Origin of the sequence: Pararhizobium sp. IMCC21322, assembly GCF_030758295.1 — a bacterium.
Lineage (GTDB): Bacteria > Pseudomonadota > Alphaproteobacteria > Rhizobiales.
This window is the reverse complement of the sequence record NZ_CP132335.1, coordinates 826,935-845,515: the sequence shown is the minus strand read 5'-3', so window position 1 is coordinate 845,515 and position 18,581 is coordinate 826,935. Positions and strand designations below refer to the sequence as shown.

The window sequence follows — 18,581 nt, the reverse complement described above, 5'->3', positions numbered from 1 at the left end:
TTCAACGCTATGCTTCTCACATTGAATAACAATCATTGGACTTTCGCGTTTTCGGCCAGAAAATCGAGTAGCGCTCTGACCCGTGAAGGAAGCGGACCGCCTTGACCGACATAAACGGCGTGAAAAGCTTCCTTTTCGCTAGTGCCGAAGGGCTCCAGCAAAGAGATGAGCCGTCCCGCTTCAATATCCTCTCGCACGGTGAATGCAGCGAGGCGAGCAATCCCGACACCGGATAATGCGAGACGCCTCAGCGCTTCGCCATCACTCGTTTGAACACTTCCTGCCATAGGAACGATGATCGTCTCACCCTCGATCTTGAATGGCCATCCCTCGACCGCGCGCGCATAATTGAAGCCGATGCGGTTGTGATCTTCGAGATCAGCGATGGTTTTCGGCGTACCGGCTGTCTTTAGATAAGATGGCGCTGCGACGATCATCATCGGTGTCTCGCCCAGCTTACGTGCGACAAGACTAGAACTTTTCATGGGCCCCGCGCGGATCGCGACATCGGTTCTGTCTTCCAAAAGATCGATCACGGCATCGGTTTGCACAATGTCCAATGTCACATCCGGATAGAGCGCCAGAAATTCTGGGAGCAATCGCGCAAGAATATGCGTGCCGAAAGAGGCGCTCGTGTTGAGACGGATGCGTCCAGTCGGACACTCGCTTGTCGAGGCACTGCGTTCAGCTTCGTTCAGATCAGCGAGAACACGAGTACTGCGCTCATAAAAGACACAGCCTTCCGGCGTGAGCTGAAGCTTTCGCGTTGAGCGGTTTACCAACCGCGCGCCGAGACGTGCCTCCAGGCGGGCGATGAGTTTGCTGACGGCCGACGGCGTCATATGGCTGGCACGTGCGGCAGCGGTGAACCCGCCCAATTCGACGACCCTGACAAAGACTTCCATTTCGCCAGAGCGATTGACTTCCAATCGTGCCATGATGAATTCAACTCATAAGTGATTGTACTATGCGCTGTCTATCTCACTTTATGCATAACGTCCATAGTGTCTTTCGATCTGAAATTTCGACGAAAGGACAACCTGCATGCCTCTTGCTCTTTATGCCCTGACGGCCGGAGCGTTTGGCATTGGCGTGACCGAATTCGTCATTATGGGTTTGCTGCTTGAGGTCAGCAGCGATCTGGACATCTCGATCTCGGCGGCGGGGCTTCTGATTTCCGGTTACGCATTGGGCGTGGTGGTCGGCGCGCCTTTGCTGACCGCTCTAACGACTCGATGGCCACGCAAGGTCGTTCTGATCGGACTGATGGTCATCTTCGTCGTTGGGAACGCTGCTTGTGCGTTGGCGCCGAGTTACGGGTTTTTAATGGCGGCGCGGGTGCTGACGGCGATGACCCACGGCACCTTCTTCGGGGTCGGGGCCGTCGTCGCAACAGGACTGGTTGCGCCCGATCGCAAGGCGTCTGCCATTGCCATCATGTTCACCGGTCTGACGCTCGCGACAGTCCTTGGGGTGCCCTTTGGAACCTGGCTTGGCCAGCAATTTGGCTGGCGGTCGGCCTTCTGGGCGGTGACAGTCGTCGGTCTTCTGGCGCTTGCCGTTATCATTCTGTTCGTTCCCAGAGACAAGGCTACGCCGGAAGCAAGCGATTGGCGCACCGATCTGAGAGCCATCGCCCGGCGTCCGGTAGTGCTTGGACTTCTGACGACGGTGCTCGGCTATGCCGGTGTCTTCGCAGTGTTCACTTATATCGCGCCTATCCTAAAGACAGTTACCGGTTTTGCCGAGAACGCGGTGTCGCCAATCCTTCTGATCTTCGGCATCGGCCTGGTGGTTGGCAATCTGATTGGCGGACGATTGGCGGATTTTCGTCTCGTTCCAGCGATACTTGGCACGCTGGGATTTCTCGCTGTCGTTCTCGGCCTCATGACGTTCGCGTTCCAGGATCGCGTTGCCGCTGTGATTTTCGTCGGGCTGCTTGGAATTGCCGGCTTCGCGACGGTGGCGCCTTTGCAAATGTGGGTGCTCGCTAAGGCCGAGGGTGCCGGGCAAACACTGGCATCGAGCTTCAACATTGCCGCCTTCAACCTCGGCAACGCGATCGGTGCATGGGCGGGCGGCATGGTGATCGACCACGGCCCGGGCTTTGTCGTCCTGCCGCTGGTCTCAGCCCTCTTTCCAAGCCTCGCGATCGCGGTCGCCGCTTTCGCGGCGCGCATCGACCAACACTCGACGAGATCGAATGTCGCTCGCAAAATCAAAGGATAAGAGCAATGTCAAATGAAGCCCTCTCGGCGACCACGGGCTACCGATACGGCCGAAGAAAAAAGTTCTTCGGCAAGTTCATTGGCGCATTTGCCCTGGCGTCCGTCCTTCTCGGCCAGTCACCAGCGCAAGCTGAGGATGGAGACTGGATCGGCACATGGATGGCCAGTCCACAGCCGGTTTGGGAAGAGAATTTCGCCTTGCCAACTAAGATCCCGGCAACGGTTGAAGACCAGACCTTCCGGCAGATCGTGCGCATCAGCCTGGGCGGCTCGCGCGTACGCTTCGTCTTTTCGAATATCTATGGAGAACGCTCATTGAAAATTGGTAGCGCGACAATGGCGCTGGCAGGCCAAGACGGAGCAATTGAAGGAGATACGATCCGCACGCTTACATTTGGCGGTAAGGACCTCATAGTCATCCCGCCAGGTGCACCGGCTATCAGTGATCCGGTGAATATGAACGTGGACGCACAGGCGCGTCTTGTTGTTTCCACCTACCTCCCCGACGAGACACCGCTGAGTACCTTTCATTGGGAGGGCCGAGGAAAGGCCTGGTTCGGCAGGGGCGATCTCACACGCAGCGTCGACTTTCAAGCGATAGCCACGACAGACGCCCGCATTCTGCTGAGCGATGTGTTGGTCGATACCGAGAATGACGGCGCGGTCATCGTGATCGGCGATTCGATCACCGATGGGAACGGCGCGACGGTCGATGCTGACGCGCGTTGGCCGGATTTCCTCGCAAGACGTCTGGTGTCACACGACGTTGCGGTGCTGAACGCCGGCATATCCGGTGCGCGTCTCCTAGGGAATAAAATGGGCGTAAACGCCGTCGCGCGTTTGGAACAGGACGTATTTGCCCGACCGAATGTGAGGGCCATTATCGTCCTGATTGGCATCAACGATATTTCTTGGCCAGGCACCGCCTTCGCCCGACGTGAGACGAGACCAACTGCCGAGGCCATGATCTCTGGCTACCAGCAGCTCATCGCTCTGGCGCAAGCGCACAATGTAAGGGTCATCGGGGCGACACTTACGCCGTTCGAGGGCGCGCTTACCGGCACACCATTCGCAGATTACTATGACGCCGACAAAGATGCTCTTCGTCAAACGGTGAACCGCTGGATCAGGGAGAGCGGCGCTTTTGACGCCGTCGTCGATTTCGACGCAGCACTCCGTGACCCGTCGAACCCTGCACGTCTCGCCCCATCGTTCGACTCCGGCGATCACCTCCATCCCGGCGACACGGGCAACCACGCGATGGCCCAAGCCGTCGACCTCAATGCGCTGCTCGGCCGCTGATTGGTCCCTGTTTAAAAATCTGAAAGGAATATCTCATGGAATATCGTTCTCTTGGCAGGTCCGGCCTCAAAGTCCCGGCATTGAGCTTCGGCGCGGGAACATTCGGCGGCTCCGGCCCTCTATTTGGCGCTTGGGGTGACACCGACGCAAAAGAAGCGCGACATCTTGTCGACATTTGCCTGGATGCGGGGGTCAACCTTTTCGATACCGCCGACGTCTATTCCGACGGGGCTTCGGAGGAAGTGCTCGGCGAAGCCATCAAGGGCCGGCGCGACAAGGTGCTCATTTCCACCAAAACGGCGTTGCCGATGGGCGACGGACCCTATGATTCCGGTTCTTCCCGCTCGCGTCTGATCCGGTCAGTTGAAAATGCGCTCCGCCGGCTCGGCACTGACTATATCGATCTTCTCCAACTCCACGCTTTCGATGCTGGCACACCTATCGAAGAGGTTCTCTCCACGCTCGATGACCTCGTGCATGCTGGAAAGGTTCGATATATCGGCGTCTCGAATTTCTCCGGCTGGCAGGTCATGAAATCGCTGGGCTTGTCTGAGAAACATGGTCGGTCGCGCTATGTAGCGCATCAGGTCTACTATTCTCTGGTGGGTCGTGATTACGAGTGGGAGTTGATGCCTCTTGGTGTAGATCAAGGCGTCGGCGCAATGGTCTGGAGCCCGCTCGGTTGGGGTCGGCTGACTGGAAAGATCCGGCGCGGCCAGCCGATACCGGAAGGGAGCCGTTTGCATCAGACGGCCGAATTTGGCCCTCCGGTCGATGACGAACGACTGTTCGATATTGTCGATGCGCTCGACGACGTTGCCCAGGAAACGGGCAAAACCATACCTCAGATCGCGATCAATTGGCTGCTGCAACGTCCGACCGTCTCATCCGTCATCATCGGCGCGCGAAATGAGAAACAGCTTCGTGACAATCTCGGAGCGGTCGGTTGGAAGCTAACACCAGATCAAATTGTCAAGCTCGACGCAGCGAGTGTGGTGACGGCACCCTATCCCTATTTCCCTTACCGCAGACAGGAAGGTTTTGCCCGGCTCAACCCACCAGTGGTGTGAACGGAAATACCACCCAATGTAATGTGAGAGTTGAACTGAGGCATCTCCGCTACGTTATTGCCGCTGCCGAACACCATAGCTTTCGGCGGGCGGCGAGCATTGTCGGAGTCCATCAGTCCGCGATCAGTCGGCGTATCCGCGACCTGGAAGAGGAGCTTGGGGCGTCGTTGTTCAACCGCCATTCTGGCGGCGTCGAGCTGACCTTTGCTGGAGAGGGTTTTCTTGAGCACGCCAGGCGCGTCGTGGGGCAGATCGAACGTGCGGCCAGTCTGGTAAATGCGCATGGCTGCGGCAATGCCGGTATCGTCCGGGTTGGTATCTTTTCATCCATCTCTTCGGGATTTATCGCAGATCTAATGCGTGCTTACGAGCAACGACATACCGATGTTCGTCTTGATTTCATCGAAGGCTCACCCAGAGAGCATCTTTCAGCCATCCGCCATTTCAAGCTAGACATCGCGTTCCTTACCGGGCCTTTTGCACCGCCTGACTGCGAGGGACAGCACCTTTGGACGGAGCGCGTCTTCGTCGTGCTTCCCGAAGCAGATAAGTTGGCCAACCTCGCCGAGATTGCTTGGAATGATCTCCGCAATCGCCATTTCATCGTCAGTCGAAGCGATCCTGGTCCCGAGATTCACGATTTTCTCGTCAAACATTTGTCGCTTCCCGGCTACCATCCGAGCGTCGAATACTGCGCGGTCGGTCGTGATAATCTCATGCAGCTCGTCTCATTGGGAAAGGGCCTGACGCTCACCAGCGAAGCAACGACCGGTACGAAGTTCCCACGCGTCGTCTATCGTTTGTTAGCCGGCGAGGCACTTCCCTTCTGCGCCATCTGGTCACCGAAGAATGATAATCCGGCGCTGCGCCGGTTGCTCAGTCTCGCCAGAGTGATGGCGCGACGCAATAGTCTATGCAACAGCTCGACGCATCGAGCCATGGCGGGCCCTTGATATTAAAACTCCAATTATCAGGCTTGACATTGACGCTAGTGTTAACCCCGTAAGAGGGTCGGGAAGGGATGCAAATGCAGATTCAGGAACTCGCCAATCGCCTCGGTGTCAGTCAGCGAACTCTTCGCCATTACGAAGCGACCGGTCTACTTAATCCGGAGCGCGGGAGTAATGGATATCGCGTCTATAACGAGAGCGATTTTCGGCGCGCCGAGCGTGTGCGAGACCTGATTGCGACTGGCTTTTCGACCCGCGAAATACTCGCCATGGCCCCATGCCTGAGCGATGACGGCGCTGGTGCATGTGAAGGCGGTCTAGCGGATTTGCAGCATAAGCGTGAGCAAATCGACCGGCTGATTGCCGAGTTGGAAAGCAAGCGTGAAGCTGTCACCACCCGCATGGACTCATTCGCGGCATCTCTTCGTTCACACCCGAACAAAGAGAGCAAACACCATGCCACTTCCCCGCCTGATACTTCTATTCCTGATCGCCTTTCTCGTCGGCGCTGACGAATTTCTACTTGGTCCAATCCTCACACCGATCGGTAGTGATCTCGGCGTTCCTCCCGAACGCGTCGTCCTGTTCGTGGCGGCCTACAGTTTACCACTGGCCCTGCTTGCTCCGATTTTCGGCAACTTGTCGGACAGGTTCGGGCGCGTGACAGTACTGGCGCCAGCCTCGCTGGTGTTCGCAATAGCTTCGATCGCGACTTCGTTGGTCAACAGCTTTGAACTGGGGTTGCTTACGCGTGTCGTCACGGGAGCCGCCAGTGCCGGAATGTTGCCTGTCGCATTTGCGTTGGCCGGCGATGAAGGCGAGGCCAAAGGCGCGAAAGCCATCGCAGTTGTGACCTCGGGTTTAACGCTTGGCATAATCCTCAGTCCCAGCATCGGTGCATTGGCCACTCAGTATATATCTTGGCGATCGGCATTTGCGGGTTTGGGTGTCCTTGCACTCCCGATCGCTCTTTTTGGCTTTCTCAGTCGTAAGTCCATGGCCACAAAGACAAGTGCATTACCCGACGACGGGCAGCTCTTTGTGCCTGGCGCGATCGGCGCCTTGATCGCGATGGGGCTTGGACTTGGTGGTGCCATTGGAATGTTTGCTCTGGTTGGCGAGCGGCTGAGGGATCAGTTCGAGCTCGGAACCGGTACGATCGGATTGATATACGCCGGTTTCGGATTGCTGACTTTTGCCGGAAACTTCTTAATGCCATCCGCAGTTCGACTGTTCGGTTCCGGACGCCGCATCATGCGCGTCGCATTATGCTTTGTGCTGGTCGCGATTGTAGTGATTTACGCACTGGATATTGCGCCTCTCATCCTTGTTTGTGCAGCATTGGCGGCCTGGGCGTTGTTGGGCGGTGTCGGTGCGCCCGCTCTTCAGACGCACATTGCTGCATTGTCCGCCGAACGTCGCGGTACGCTGATGGCCTTCGCGATGAGCGCGATGAACCTGGGCGTTGCAGCGGCAACGGGTCTTGCCTCGCTTGCTTACGGCGTTTCGGCTGTATGGGTCGCGGTTTTGGCCATTGCACTGCTGTGCGCTGCAATAGTGTCGCTCATGCCAGTATCATCCACGGAGAAGGAAGGAGCCGCACCGTCGTGAATAGTGATCACAATATTCAGCATTCGATGGTGCGGTCTATTCCGATGAGGATTGAGGTGCGACATCTGCGCTACGTCGTTGCCGCATCCAAATGCGGAAGCTTTCGCCAAGCAGCGAAAACACTTGAGATCGAACAATCTGCGGTGAGCAGGCGTATCCGTGACCTCGAAGACGAGATAGGAGCTGCTCTTTTCATCCGGCATTCCGGCGGCGTCATTCTGACTCACGCTGGCAAGAAATTCGTCCGTCACGCCCAGCAAGCATTGAGCGAAATTTCACATGCGGCGGTGGGTATCGGATTGATTGGTCGCGGCGAAAGAGGAGCCATTCGGATGGGGATATTCTCGTCTCTCGCGTCTGGTTTTCTTGCTCGGTTGTTACACACTTACTGCTCACGATACGGCGATGTGCGGATCGATATTGTCGAAGGGGCGCCGTCTGACCATATCTCTGCAGTGCGTCTCCACAACCTAGATGTTGCCTTCGTCACGGGTGTACCAATGTTGTCCGACTGCGACGCCTCTCAATTCTGGACCGAGCGCGTGTTCGTTGTTTTGCCGCGTGCTCACGATTTAGCGAAACGAGCCTCCCTCCGTTGGCGCGATCTATACGGCGAGGCATTCGTCGTGAGCGAGAGCGATCCGGGCCCGGAAATCCAGGACTTCTTGGTAAAGCATCTGGCCGATTTGGGGGTACAACCATCGATTGAGCGCCACCGTGTCGGTCGTGACAATCTGATGCAGATCGTCTCATTTGGCCGGGGGCTGACTCTAACGAGCGAGTCGACCATCGCGGCTCAATTTCCCGGTGTCGTCTACAGGCCGCTTGATGGCGAGACACTCCCCTTCTGTGCGGTTTGGTCGCCACGCAACGACAATCCTGCATTTCGTCGTATGCTGAGTCTTGCCAAAGCAATGGCCCATCAAAACGGTATTGGTCGTAGCAAACAAACTGAGACTGAACTCATGCACGTGATGTCGGCGAAGGATCCGTCTTCGTAGACATCCGCCGCGCCTTTGCGAATCCACGATCGGTTGCCATAAACCGGGCAACCATCGGTGCGATCAACTTGGCTGGGACGGCCGGCGCTCCGCCGGTCTCATGCGCCAGGATCTCGGCGTAGGCCACAAGATCGCGATGCACGGCAGCAGGCAACTCTACGGTAAGTTTCACCGGCTTATCATCCACGATCGATCCGAGTTTCAGCTTAGCCATGCCTATTCCCTCACTGGTTCGAGGATCAGGTCGCGTGTAACGATCACCCGCACCGGAAAACCGGGCCGAATGGTCAGCGTCGGAGTTCGCCCAACCTGACGCCGGACAATTTCCTGCCCGGCATCGCCAATCGTATCCTGCGCGCCATCTCGGATCGCTTCGGCGATTTCGTTGTTCTCGTCTCTTCCAAACTCGGCCCCGATATTGAGCAAGGTCGAGAGCGCTGCAGCCTTGGCGATGTCCCACCAATGATGGTCGACGCCGTCTTCCAGTCCGGCGAAGCCAGCAGCATCGGCTCCTGGTTGCCGTTCGAGCACAATTGAGCGGCCACCGGGTAGGATCAGGCGATTCCACACCAGCAGCACCCGACGCTGTCCGAACCCGACACCGCTATCATATTCACCGATCAGCCGGGTGCCCTGGGGAATGAGCAGATAGCGGCCGGACGGACTGTCATAGACGTTCTCGGTCACCTGGGCGGTGATCTGGCCCGGCAGGTCGGAGCGAATACCGGTTACGAGTGCAGCGGAGATGATCGCGCCCGCCTGAAGCGTGTATGGAGACGGGGGTGGCGATATCCGATCTGCAGAGACGGTACGGCGATCGACTGGGGCATTGAGAAATGCCAGTTGCCTGTCCTGAGCAGTTTGCTGTGTCGCACCTGCTACGGGTTGAGCACCGATGCCAAATGCCGGTTGGGGTGCGCCGGTCGATCGACCGCGGTTCTGCGTGCCGATGAACAGCTGACTGACCCGGGCCGCCTCTAGTTCCGCCAGACGCCTTTGTTCCGCGGGGTCAGGCCCAGGTGCCACGATGGCAGGTACCGGACGACCTTCTTCCTGGGCGCGACGGATCGGGCGGCCGAGGTCGCCGGGAAGCGCCGGTCCCAGTTGCGGGACATCACCGTAGTTGGACGGCAGTCGGCGCAATTCGTCGGCGGTCGGACGGTTCTGCGTGGTGAACAACTCGTTCGGCCCCACGCCATCTTCGCGGCCCTGAAGCGCGAAGATCAGCGCGCCGCCGATACCGAGCGCCACCACGATCGCCAATCCGGCCAAAACCTTGCGCGACAGGCGGACGACGCGCGGCGGCGCGGCGCGAAGCCGGAACGGCTCATTCGGATCGATGGGCCGGTCTGCGGGGACCTTCGGGTCCTGCTCGGGGGGTATATGGGTCATTTGTTGGGCGTCCCGGACCGGGCGTCGTCGGGCACGACTGGAGACGGGCGTTGCCGCACGCCGTCGGTGCGCACGATCCGGACCATCTGCTGGTTGTCTCCGCCCAGCCTCAGTTCGGCGGCGGCGAATAATCGGTCGACGATAAGGATGTTGCGATGCACGCGCGTATTGACGAGTTGTGCTTCGCCATCCGCGCTGATCACAAACAGTGGCGGCATCTCACCCTGAACGATGCCGCGCGGGAAGACGACATAGACGCGCCGTCCATCATCGAAGACGGTCTGCGGCCGCCAGGGCGGGCTATCACCCTGCAGTCCATAGCGGTAGCGGCGGTGGGACGCGGGAGGAATGGTCGGCTGCGCCACGGCAGGTGCCCGTGTCTGTGTACGAACCTGCGGATAGGACCACGCGACCGACGGCATATAGGAGCTCTCGTTCGCGCGCAGTTCAACGAGATAGGCGCGCCGGTCCGTGCTGATGACGAGATTGGTGGAAATTTCCGGCCGGGTCGGTTTGACGAGGATATGGACACGCTCTGCACGTCCGCTGCCGCTTGTCGTATCGCCGATGATCCAGCGCGCGGTATCGCCAGCAGCAATCGGCCCGTCACCGGTCAATCGCTCTCCGGGTTCGAGCGCGATATTGGTGATCTGACCCGGAGCCGCATAGATCTGATAGAGTGCGCCCTCGCTATAGGGGAACACTTGGATTGCGTTGTAATAGCCCTCGCGGCGCGGTTCGACGCGGGCGGCGGCATTGGCGTTGATGACGCGGGCCTCTGGAGTCCCTGCATTCTCGCCGCCACGCGACGGCGTCCAAGCAGGCGGCGTGTGAACAGCCGTCGGTGGCTGCTCGACGACCGGCGGCGGAGGTGTCGGGAGTGGTGGCACATCGCTGTCGTAGGTAATTTCGGGCGGCTTGTAGGTCGCGCAGCCGGACAGCAGGAGTGCCGTGACCACGGCGAGCGGTAGTGCGGAACATGAATGTCTCATTCCTGCAGCTCCCGCGACCAGTTGATAGCATGGACGTAAATGCCGAGGGGGTTCTTCCGCAGCCGTTCGGTGGTGCGCGGCGGCTGCACCGAGATGGTGAGGATGGCTGTCCAGCGCTCGGTGCGCGCGAGACTGCCATCCTGGTAGCGCCGCTCGGTCCAGGCGATGCGAAAGCTGTCGGGTGAGGCACGGATGACGCTGGAGACGTCGACCGAAATCTGCATCTCGCCGACCTTGGCGAAGGGATCGTTGGCGCGGGCGTAGTCGTTCAATGCCAGTGCACCGCGATCGGTGGTGAAGTCGTAGGCGCGCAGCCAGTTCTGCCGCACAACAACGGGGTCAGCGGTGATCGACCGGACGCGCTCGATGAAATGTGCGAGGTGATAGGCGATTTGCGGATCGGTCGGGCGGTAGTCGGCAGTTGCGGGCGCGACGGTTTGGGCCTCGCCCAGATTATCAACCTCAACCACCCAAGGCTGAATCGTGCCGCGTGCGGATTGCCAGACCAGACCACCCGCTAAGCCGCCTGCGAGCAGCAATGATCCAAAAGCCATGATGCGCCAATTCTTGGCCTGGACGCGGGCGGAGCCGATGCGTTCGTCCCAGACCTGCGCGGCTTTCTGATAGGGGGTCTCGGGTTCTGGCGTCTTGCCGTAGCGGAGGGAGGGTCGTTTGAACATCAGCTGTCCCTTTCGGAGAGATTGACGGATGCGCCGCCTCCGTGGCTGTCGCCCGAACGGACGGCATGGGCGGCGGCGGTCGTGCCGTGTTGGAGGGACTGCGAACGCTTCATGCGTTTGGCCCAGCTAGGTTGTGCGGAAGATGGAGTGGTAGACGCGGCGTCAACGGCTCCGCCCTTGAAGGTTCCGCCGCTCGCTTCGATCGCTGTCCGCGCACCGCTGCGGGCGCTGTCACGCATTGCGCCCGCAGCCTTCTTCAAAGGACTGGCGGCAATGCCCGCTCCGGCTCGGGCGACACCGCCCATGCCGCCTGCAACAGCTGATGCGCCGCTTTTTCCGGTAGACCCGAGACTGTAGGCGGCGCTGGTTCCGCCGCTCATGGCGGCACCTCCGCGCGCTCCGGCGGCAGCTCCTTTCGCCACCGCACCCGCCGCTATGCCCGTTCCGGCCACCGCCGCTGCGGTCACGCCAGCAGCGGCAACGCCGGTTCCGATCGCCGCACCGGCTCCCAGCTGCGGACCGCCTGAGATCAATCCGTTTGCGATACCGGGGCCGAAGATACCGAGACCGAGCAACGAGAGTGCTGCCAGCACGATTGCCATGGCGTCCTCGATGCTGGGCTGGTCACCGCCGAACCCGGCCGTGAACTCGGCAAACAGCGTCGAGCCGATGCCGATGATCACGGCGAGCACCAGGACTTTGACGCCAGACGACACGACATTGCCGAGCACGCGCTCGGCGAGGAAGGCGGTTTTACCGAACAGCCCGAACGGGATGAGAATAAAGCCCGCCAGCGTCGTCAGCTTAAACTCGATAAGGGTGATGAAGAGCTGGATCGCGAGGATGAAGAAGGCGAGCAGCACCATTGCCCAAGCGAACATCAACACGATGATCTGAATGAAATTCTCGAAGAAGCTGACGAAACCCATCAGGTCGGAAATGGATTCGAGGATCGGGCGGCCAGCGTCCAGACCAACCTGGGCGACACGGCCCGGGCGAAGAAGGTCTGCGGTTGTAAAGCCGGTGCCGGTTGCCTGCAGGCCGAGACCGGCGAAGCTTTCGAATATGATGCGGGCGAGCGCGTTCCAGTTGGAGATGATGTAGGCGAAGATGCCGATAAAGAGCGTCTTCTTGACGAGCCGCGCAAGGATGTCGTCGTCCGCACCCCAGGCCCAAAATAGCGCCGCCAACGTGACGTCGATGACGATTAGCGTCGTCGCAAGGAACGCGACTTCGCCGCCCAAGAGACCGAAGCCGCTGTCGATGTAGCGGGTAAAGACTTCGAGGAAGCGATCGATGACGCCTGTGCCGCCCATTGTGTTACTCCCTTCCGTCCAGCGGTGATCCGGGTGTTAGAAAACGCCGCCGGTTCTCTGCCCAAACATCGAGGCAGGACTTGTCCTCCAAGGCCGCGTCGCCGAGCGCCTGACAGCGCTGGAGTTCGGCGCTCAGCGGATCTGAGACCGCCGCGATGGGCTCAGAGAAACGGACCTCTTTTCCATCACGGCCAAGTTCGATGACCGCGACCACGATCGCGATCATCAGAAAGACGGCGGCAGCAAGCCTGGGAAGTGCCGTCCGACCCATCGTCATTCTTCGCCCGGGAACATCTCGGCGTTGCCAGGCCGGTAGCCTTCGCCGGGTTCGAGAAAGCGGCGTCGTTGCTCGCGTGCCTGTTCCTGCGCAGCGGCCCGCTGGGCAGCTTCGAGGTTCTGCGCGCGGCTTTGCGCCGCGATGACGGCTGTCAGATCGGCAATCTGCTGCGCCTGCAGCGCGAGGAGCTGGTTCCCCGCTTGTGTCGCTTGCAACGCGCCGGTCGCCGACTGGCTGGCACCGACAAGCTCGGACATCTGCTGGCGATTGGTTTCGATATTGCCGACCACGCCCGCCTGGACGCGCATGGAATCCTGCAGACCCGCGACGGTCGTTTGCCAGCGCTGTTTCGCCCCCTCAATCAAAGATTGATCGGAAGCGGTCATCGAGGCGTCACCATAGGTCGTCTCGAAGGCTTGATCGATATCTTGCACATTGTAGGCGATCTGCTGGGCTTCGCTGAGAAGCGCTTGCGTGCGCGCCACCGATTGCTGCAATTGTTGCAGTGAGGAATGTGGAAGGCTCGCCAGATTGCGTGCCTGATTGATCAGCATCTGCGCCTCGTTCTGGAGCGAGGTAATCTGATGGTTGATCTGTTCGAGGGCGCGGGCCGCCTGCATGACGTTCTGGGCGTAATTGGTCGGGTCGTAAACGATCCGCCCAAACTGGGCCTGTGCGGGCGCTGCCAGCACTGGCGACAGCACAATCGGCGCGGCCATCAGGGCAATTGCGAACCTGCGTAAATGAAGTTGCTTGGTAGTCATGGCGAAGTCTCCTTTTCGGTGGGGGTGGTTGGGTCTTCGGACAGGTCGAGCGCGATCTGAGTTTCAAACTCATCGACGGCTTCGACGCCCCTGAGATTGGTGAGGTTCGGAATCAGGTCCGCAGCCCAATCGACGCCGCGTTCGCAGAGCCAGGCGGCGGCAAACGCGTCACGGCCATGCTCCTCTAATATGCGGGCGATGGTGGCCTGGTCGGTCTTGGCCGATGTCGCAGTAAAGGCGAGCGCGACCTCGCCGAGCCCGAGTTCAAACAGCCGATTGCCGCGCCGCGACTGGCAGTAATAGTCGCGCTTTGGTGCTGCCCGGCTGAGGATTTCGATCTGGCGGTCGTTCAGACCGAAACGGCGATAGATGGCGGTGATCTGCGGTTCGATCGCGCGTTCGTTGGGCAGGAACAGCCGGGTCGGACAGCTCTCGATGATCGCTGGCGCGATGGCCGAGCCGTCGATATCCGACAGCGACTGGGTGGCGAAAATGACGCTGGCGTTCTTCTTGCGCAATGTCTTGAGCCATTCGCGCAGCTGCCCGGCAAAGCCCTTGTCGTCGAGCGCCAGCCAGCCTTCGTCGATGATCAATAGGGTTGGCGACCCGTCGAGCCGGTGTTCGATGCGGTGGAACAGATAGGCGAGCACGGCAGGTGCGGCATCGGTGCCGATCAAGCCCTCGGTCTCGAACGCCTGAACGCGCGCATCGCCAAACGCCTCGCTATCGGCGTCGAGCAGGCTGCCCCAGGGACCGTCGAGTGTATAGGGTTGCAGGGCGCGTTTGAGTTCGGCCGATTGCAGGATAATGGCGAGACCGGTGAGCGTCCGCTCTTCTCTTGGCGCGGAGGCGAGACTGGAAAGCGCCGACCAGATGTGATCGCGGTAGAGCGGGCCGATCTCGACCCCTTCGCGGCCGAGCAGACCGGCGATCCAGGCGGCTGCCCAGATGCGTTCGCTCTCTTGGTCGATCCGGGCAAGTGGCTGCAGGGAGACCGGATCCGATGCATCGTCGGACAGCGCGCCGCCCATATCGTACCATTCCCCGCCCATGGCCAGCGCTGCGGCGCGGATCGAACCGCCGAAATCGAATGCAAAAACCTGTGCGTTCTCATAGCGCCGGAACTGCAGCGCCATTAGCGCCAATAGCACCGACTTGCCCGCACCGGTTGGTCCGACCACCAGCGTGTGGCCGACATCGCCGACATGCAGGGAAAACCGGAACGGGGTCGCGCCTTCGGTCTGACCGAAGAGTAGCGGGGGCGCTGCAAAATGCGCGTCCCGTTCCGGCCCTGCCCACACTGCAGATAGTGGAATCATATGGGCGAGGTTGAGCGTCGAGACTGGCGGCTGTCGCACATTGGCGTAGACATGGCCGGGCAAGGAACCGAGCCAGGCTTCGACGGCGTTCACAGTCTCCGCGATGCAGGTGAAGTCGCGGCCTTGAATGACCTTCTCGACCAATCGCAGCTTCTCGTCTGCGATGCGCGGGTCTGCGTCCCAGACTGTGACAGTCGCAGTGACATAGGCTTCGCCGATCAAGTCGGAGCCCAGCTCTTGAAGAGCTGCATCGGCATCCATCGCCTTGTTATGCGCGTCGGTGTCCAGAAGCGCCGAGGACTCGTTGGTCATGATCTCCTTGAGGATCGCCGCGATGGATTTGCGCTTGGCAAACCATTGCCGCCTGATCTTGATGAGCAGCCGTGTGGCGTCAGTCTTGTCGAGCATGATGGCACGCGTCGACCAGCGATAGGGAAAGGCGAGCCGGTTGAGGTCGTCGAGGATCCCGGGCGTCGTTGCGCTCGGAAATCCGGTGATGGTCAGCACCCGCAGATGCGCTGACCCAAGCATCGGCTCTAGCCCGGCAGTCAGCGGCTGATCGGCCAGTAGCGCGTCCAGATGCATTGGCACCTCGGGGACGCGCACGCGCTGAACGTTGGTGGAGATTGTCGAATGCAGGTACGTCAGCGTCTCGGCGTCATCGAGCCAGACGCAGTCGGGCATGAAGCCTTCGATGAGCTGCAATACGCGGTCGGTGCGGTCGACGAACCCGACCAGAGTCTCATGCGCATTAGCCCCGGCTCCGCGCTCGCGGCCTTCATAAAGAAACCGCTCGGCGCGGGCGGCGTCTTCGGCGGGCGGCAGGAACAGCAGCGTCAGGAAATAGGCGGACTCGAAATGGACGCCAGCTTCTTCGAACTGCGCCCTGCGCTCGGCATCGACCAGCGCCGATGCGGCATCGGGAAACCTGCTTTCAGGGTAGGAGCTTGCGGGCACCCGTTGTGCCTCGACGAAGACAGCCCATCCGGACCCAAGACGGCGCAGCGCGTTATTGATGCGTGCAGCGATCCCGACCAGTTCGGCAGGCACCGCGCTGTCGAGATCGGGCCCGCGAAACCGCGCAGTGCGCTGGAACGAACCGTCCTTGTTGAGAACGACCCCGTCACCCACAAGGACGGCCCAAGGCAGGAAGTCGGCCAGTTGGTTCGACGTGCGGCGATATTCTGCGAGGTTCATCATGATTGCCTCACAAACCCAAGTGGCCGGGGATGCGCACATGGCGGCGCACCACGTCGGCAAAGAGCGGATCGCGCTTGGCGGCCCAGACGGCAGCGGCGTGGCCTGCCACCCAGATCAGAATGCCGACCAGCCAAAGCTGCAGGCCGAGCCCGATGGCGGCAGCAAGTGTGCCGTTGGCGATCGCGATGGTACGCGGCGCGCCGCCCAGGAGGATCGGCTCGGTCAGCGCGCGGTGAACCGGGATTGTGAAGCCGGGAACGGGATCCTCCATCAGATCACCGCCCCGCCGCCGAACGAGAAGAAGCTGAGAAAGAAGCTCGACGCAGCGAAGGCGATCGACAGACCGAAGACGATCTGGATCAGCTTGCGCGCACCGCCGGACGTGTCGCCGAAGGCGAGCGTCAGGCCGGTGATGATGATGATCATTACCGCGATGATCTTGGCGACCGGCCCTTCGATTGATTCCAGGATCGCCTGCAGCGGGGCTTCCCACGGCATGGACGATCCGGCGGCGCGCGCGGTGCTGGCCATGGCGAGCGAAACGAACAGGGCGATGCAGATTGCTTCGAACTGGCGGCGGTTTTGAAGGAAATGTTGAAGCATCAGGAGGTTCCTTTGCAGTCTGGAGTTGCGGAGCTGAGGCGGTAATCGCCCGATGGATCGAGACTTTCGACGCGCACGAGCTCGGTGAGACGGCGGGCGGACCCGCGTCCCGAGAGCAATGCAACGACGTCGATCGTCTCGGCGATCAGCGTTCGCGGCACGGTTACGACCGCTTCCTGGATGAGCTGCTCCATCCGACGCAGCGCACCGAGGGCAGACCCGGCATGGATCGTGCCGATGCCGCCCGGATGACCGGTGCCCCAGGCCTTCAGGAGATCGAGCGCTTCGGGGCCGCGCACCTCGCCGATTGGAATACGGTCGGGGCGCAGCCGGAGCGAGGAGCGCACAAGATCGGACAGTGAGATGACCTGATCCTTGGTCCGCAAGGCGACCAGGTTCGGCGCGGCGCATTGCAACTCGCGCGTGTCCTCGATCAGCACGACGCGGTCATTGGTCTTGGCGACTTCGGCGAGCAATGCGTTGGTAAGTGTGGTCTTGCCGGTCGAGGTGCCGCCAACGACCAGAATGTTTCGGCGAGCGGCGACTGCATCCCGCAGTATCTCCGCTTGGCGCTCAGACATGATTTCTGCGGAGACGTAATCGTCGAGCGTGAAGATCGCGACTGCGGGCTTGCGGATCGCGAAGGTCGGTGCAGTGACGACTGGAGGCAAAAGCCCTTCGAACCGCTCCCCCGTCTCGGGAAGCTCGGCCGAAACGCGCGGTGCGTCCGCATGAACCTCGGCTCCGACATGATGCGCGACAAGACGGACGATCCGTTCGCCGTCGGCAGCGGAAAGACTATGCTCGGTTGCCGCGAGGCCGTCGGAGAGCCGGTCGATCCAGAGCCGCCCATCAGGATTGAGCATGATCTCGACGATCTGTTCGTCGTCGAGATACTTGGCGATGGCAGGTCCAAGCGCGGTGCGCAGCATGCGCGACCCGCGTGAAACCGCCTCGGAATATTGGTGAGATGTCGCCATGTACGTCCCCGTCTGGAGGGGAAGTCACAAGACGGCCCCGGATATGGGACGATTAAAAGAACCGCAAACTGGTCCAGTGCAATAGCGTCAGGGGCGTAGTAGGGTGTTAGCGTAGAAAGACAGGGAAATGGCGGGGCGGCTCAACCGATAGTCGAGTGGAAACACTCCAGGAGTATCGGCTGGTGCAGGATGATCGTAGCGAAACGAACGTTGGGCTGAGGTAAAATTATCGGCAGATCAATTCCATCAGCCTTGCCTAGCGACCTTAGACTTCGCCGATGCCGCACGCGTTCGCATCATCGCCACGCCGATACCCGGCAAACAGTACAACGGGTTGATGAACGGCGGATTGCATACATGGTGCGGTTAGGGGCCGCAGCGGGCATGCAGAATGATAATGCTCTTCCACGAGCAGGGTCGGATACGACCTAACGCAATATTCACTTTTGCCACGTTTGAATCCAAAAAACAGACTTTCCGTTTTCCGCTCAATAGCGGACATATTGATCTGCTCTCAGTCGGTCAAAATATGCGTTTCGCCCCAATTTCTAAGCGAATTTAAAATTGGTTCTAACGTCATACCTTTGGGAGATAAAGTATACTCAACTTTGGGTGGAACAACCGGGTAAACTTTACGGTTTACTAAGCCTGAAGCTTCTAGTTCGCGCAATTGTTTCGTCAGCATACGCTGCGTGACCGAACCCATTTCTCGTTTTAGTTCACTAAATCTTTTTGTGCCTTGCAGAAGGTGGAACAGGATCACGCCTTTCCATTTACCTCCAATAATTTCTAATGTTGCCTCAACAGGGCATCCATCCGCGCAGTCATAGGCCTCATGTGCTTTCATGATTTATGGTATCCTTTTTGTATGTATGTATCAACATGGTGCGTACTTG

Annotated in this window: 20 protein-coding genes; 7 read left to right on the top strand and 13 right to left on the bottom strand. The window is 59.9% G+C overall.

Going from position 1 to position 18,581, the window contains the following annotated elements; genetic code table 11:
* Positions 1-32 precede the first annotated feature (32 nt).
* On the bottom strand, positions 33-938 hold the full coding sequence (locus tag RAL91_RS04205; protein WP_306260010.1) for a LysR family transcriptional regulator: 906 nt from the start codon (positions 936-938) through the stop codon (positions 33-35).
* A gap of 106 nt (positions 939-1,044) precedes the next feature.
* Here RAL91_RS04205 and RAL91_RS04200 point away from each other — a divergent pair, with 106 nt between their 5' ends.
* The 7 genes from RAL91_RS04200 (at position 1,045) to RAL91_RS04170 (ending at position 8,162) form a co-directional block, all read left to right on the top strand.
* Positions 1,045-2,229, top strand: coding sequence for an MFS transporter (locus RAL91_RS04200; protein WP_306260008.1), 1,185 nt, complete (start codon positions 1,045-1,047; stop codon positions 2,227-2,229).
* Between the two features lie 5 nt (positions 2,230-2,234).
* Positions 2,235-3,530 carry an SGNH/GDSL hydrolase family protein gene (locus tag RAL91_RS04195; protein WP_306260006.1) on the top strand — a complete coding sequence of 432 codons (1,296 nt, stop codon included), beginning with the start codon at positions 2,235-2,237 and terminating at the stop codon, positions 3,528-3,530.
* Positions 3,531-3,565: 35 nt separating this feature from the next.
* Positions 3,566-4,600 (top strand): aldo/keto reductase, encoded by a 1,035-nt coding sequence (locus RAL91_RS04190; RefSeq protein ID WP_306260004.1) that lies wholly within the window; start codon positions 3,566-3,568, stop codon positions 4,598-4,600.
* Entirely contained in the window at positions 4,597-5,553 is a 957-nt protein-coding gene (locus tag RAL91_RS04185; RefSeq protein WP_306260002.1) for a LysR family transcriptional regulator, read from the top strand. Before RAL91_RS04190 ends, RAL91_RS04185 begins: the two co-directional genes overlap by 4 nt.
* 74 nt (positions 5,554-5,627) lie before the next feature.
* A complete protein-coding gene (locus tag RAL91_RS04180; protein ID WP_306260000.1) occupies positions 5,628-6,062 on the top strand; it encodes a MerR family transcriptional regulator in 435 nt (144 codons plus the stop codon).
* The gene (locus RAL91_RS04175) at positions 6,007-7,161 is read left to right on the top strand and encodes an MFS transporter (protein WP_306259997.1); all 1,155 of its coding nucleotides are present in this window, start codon (positions 6,007-6,009) and stop codon (positions 7,159-7,161) included. The genes RAL91_RS04180 and RAL91_RS04175 overlap by 56 nt, the downstream gene beginning before the upstream one ends.
* On the top strand, positions 7,158-8,162 hold the full coding sequence (locus tag RAL91_RS04170; protein WP_306259995.1) for a LysR family transcriptional regulator: 1,005 nt from the start codon (positions 7,158-7,160) through the stop codon (positions 8,160-8,162). The genes RAL91_RS04175 and RAL91_RS04170 overlap by 4 nt, the downstream gene beginning before the upstream one ends.
* Here the strand turns inward: RAL91_RS04170 and RAL91_RS04165 are convergent.
* From RAL91_RS04165 to RAL91_RS04110, 12 genes are all read right to left on the bottom strand, one after another.
* Complete coding sequence (locus RAL91_RS04165) at positions 8,125-8,376, bottom strand: DUF2274 domain-containing protein (protein ID WP_306259993.1); 252 nt, start codon at positions 8,374-8,376, stop codon at positions 8,125-8,127. The genes RAL91_RS04170 and RAL91_RS04165 overlap by 38 nt on opposite strands.
* Positions 8,377-8,378: 2 nt before the next feature.
* A complete protein-coding gene (locus RAL91_RS04160) occupies positions 8,379-9,554 on the bottom strand; it encodes a TrbI/VirB10 family protein (RefSeq protein WP_306259991.1) in 1,176 nt (391 codons plus the stop codon).
* Positions 9,551-10,546, bottom strand: a complete 996-nt coding sequence (trbG, locus tag RAL91_RS04155; protein WP_306259989.1) for a P-type conjugative transfer protein TrbG — start codon at positions 10,544-10,546, stop codon at positions 9,551-9,553. The genes RAL91_RS04160 and trbG overlap by 4 nt, the downstream gene beginning before the upstream one ends.
* A complete protein-coding gene (trbF, locus tag RAL91_RS04150; RefSeq protein WP_306259987.1) occupies positions 10,543-11,226 on the bottom strand; it encodes a conjugal transfer protein TrbF in 684 nt (227 codons plus the stop codon). Before trbF ends, trbG begins: the two co-directional genes overlap by 4 nt.
* Complete coding sequence (gene trbL / locus RAL91_RS04145) at positions 11,226-12,542, bottom strand: P-type conjugative transfer protein TrbL (RefSeq protein ID WP_306259986.1); 1,317 nt, start codon at positions 12,540-12,542, stop codon at positions 11,226-11,228. Before trbL ends, trbF begins: the two co-directional genes overlap by 1 nt.
* 4 nt (positions 12,543-12,546) lie before the next feature.
* Positions 12,547-12,819 carry a putative entry exclusion protein TrbK-alt gene (trbK-alt, locus tag RAL91_RS04140; protein WP_306259984.1) on the bottom strand — a complete coding sequence of 91 codons (273 nt, stop codon included), beginning with the start codon at positions 12,817-12,819 and terminating at the stop codon, positions 12,547-12,549.
* On the bottom strand, positions 12,816-13,583 hold the full coding sequence (trbJ, locus tag RAL91_RS04135; protein ID WP_306259982.1) for a P-type conjugative transfer protein TrbJ: 768 nt from the start codon (positions 13,581-13,583) through the stop codon (positions 12,816-12,818). Before trbJ ends, trbK-alt begins: the two co-directional genes overlap by 4 nt.
* On the bottom strand, positions 13,580-16,102 hold the full coding sequence (gene trbE, locus RAL91_RS04130; protein ID WP_306259980.1) for a conjugal transfer protein TrbE: 2,523 nt from the start codon (positions 16,100-16,102) through the stop codon (positions 13,580-13,582). Before trbE ends, trbJ begins: the two co-directional genes overlap by 4 nt.
* Before the next feature lie 7 nt (positions 16,103-16,109).
* Positions 16,110-16,373: a VirB3 family type IV secretion system protein gene (locus RAL91_RS04125; RefSeq protein ID WP_306259978.1), complete on the bottom strand. Its 264-nt coding sequence runs from the start codon at positions 16,371-16,373 to the stop codon at positions 16,110-16,112.
* The gene (locus tag RAL91_RS04120) at positions 16,373-16,705 is read right to left on the bottom strand and encodes a TrbC/VirB2 family protein (RefSeq protein ID WP_306259975.1); all 333 of its coding nucleotides are present in this window, start codon (positions 16,703-16,705) and stop codon (positions 16,373-16,375) included. The genes RAL91_RS04125 and RAL91_RS04120 overlap by 1 nt, the downstream gene beginning before the upstream one ends.
* The gene (gene trbB / locus RAL91_RS04115; protein WP_306259973.1) at positions 16,705-17,685 is read right to left on the bottom strand and encodes a P-type conjugative transfer ATPase TrbB; all 981 of its coding nucleotides are present in this window, start codon (positions 17,683-17,685) and stop codon (positions 16,705-16,707) included. The genes RAL91_RS04120 and trbB overlap by 1 nt, the downstream gene beginning before the upstream one ends.
* Positions 17,686-18,199: 514 nt before the next feature.
* Entirely contained in the window at positions 18,200-18,532 is a 333-nt protein-coding gene (locus RAL91_RS04110) for a helix-turn-helix domain-containing protein (protein ID WP_306259971.1), read from the bottom strand.
* Positions 18,533-18,581 lie beyond the last annotated feature (49 nt).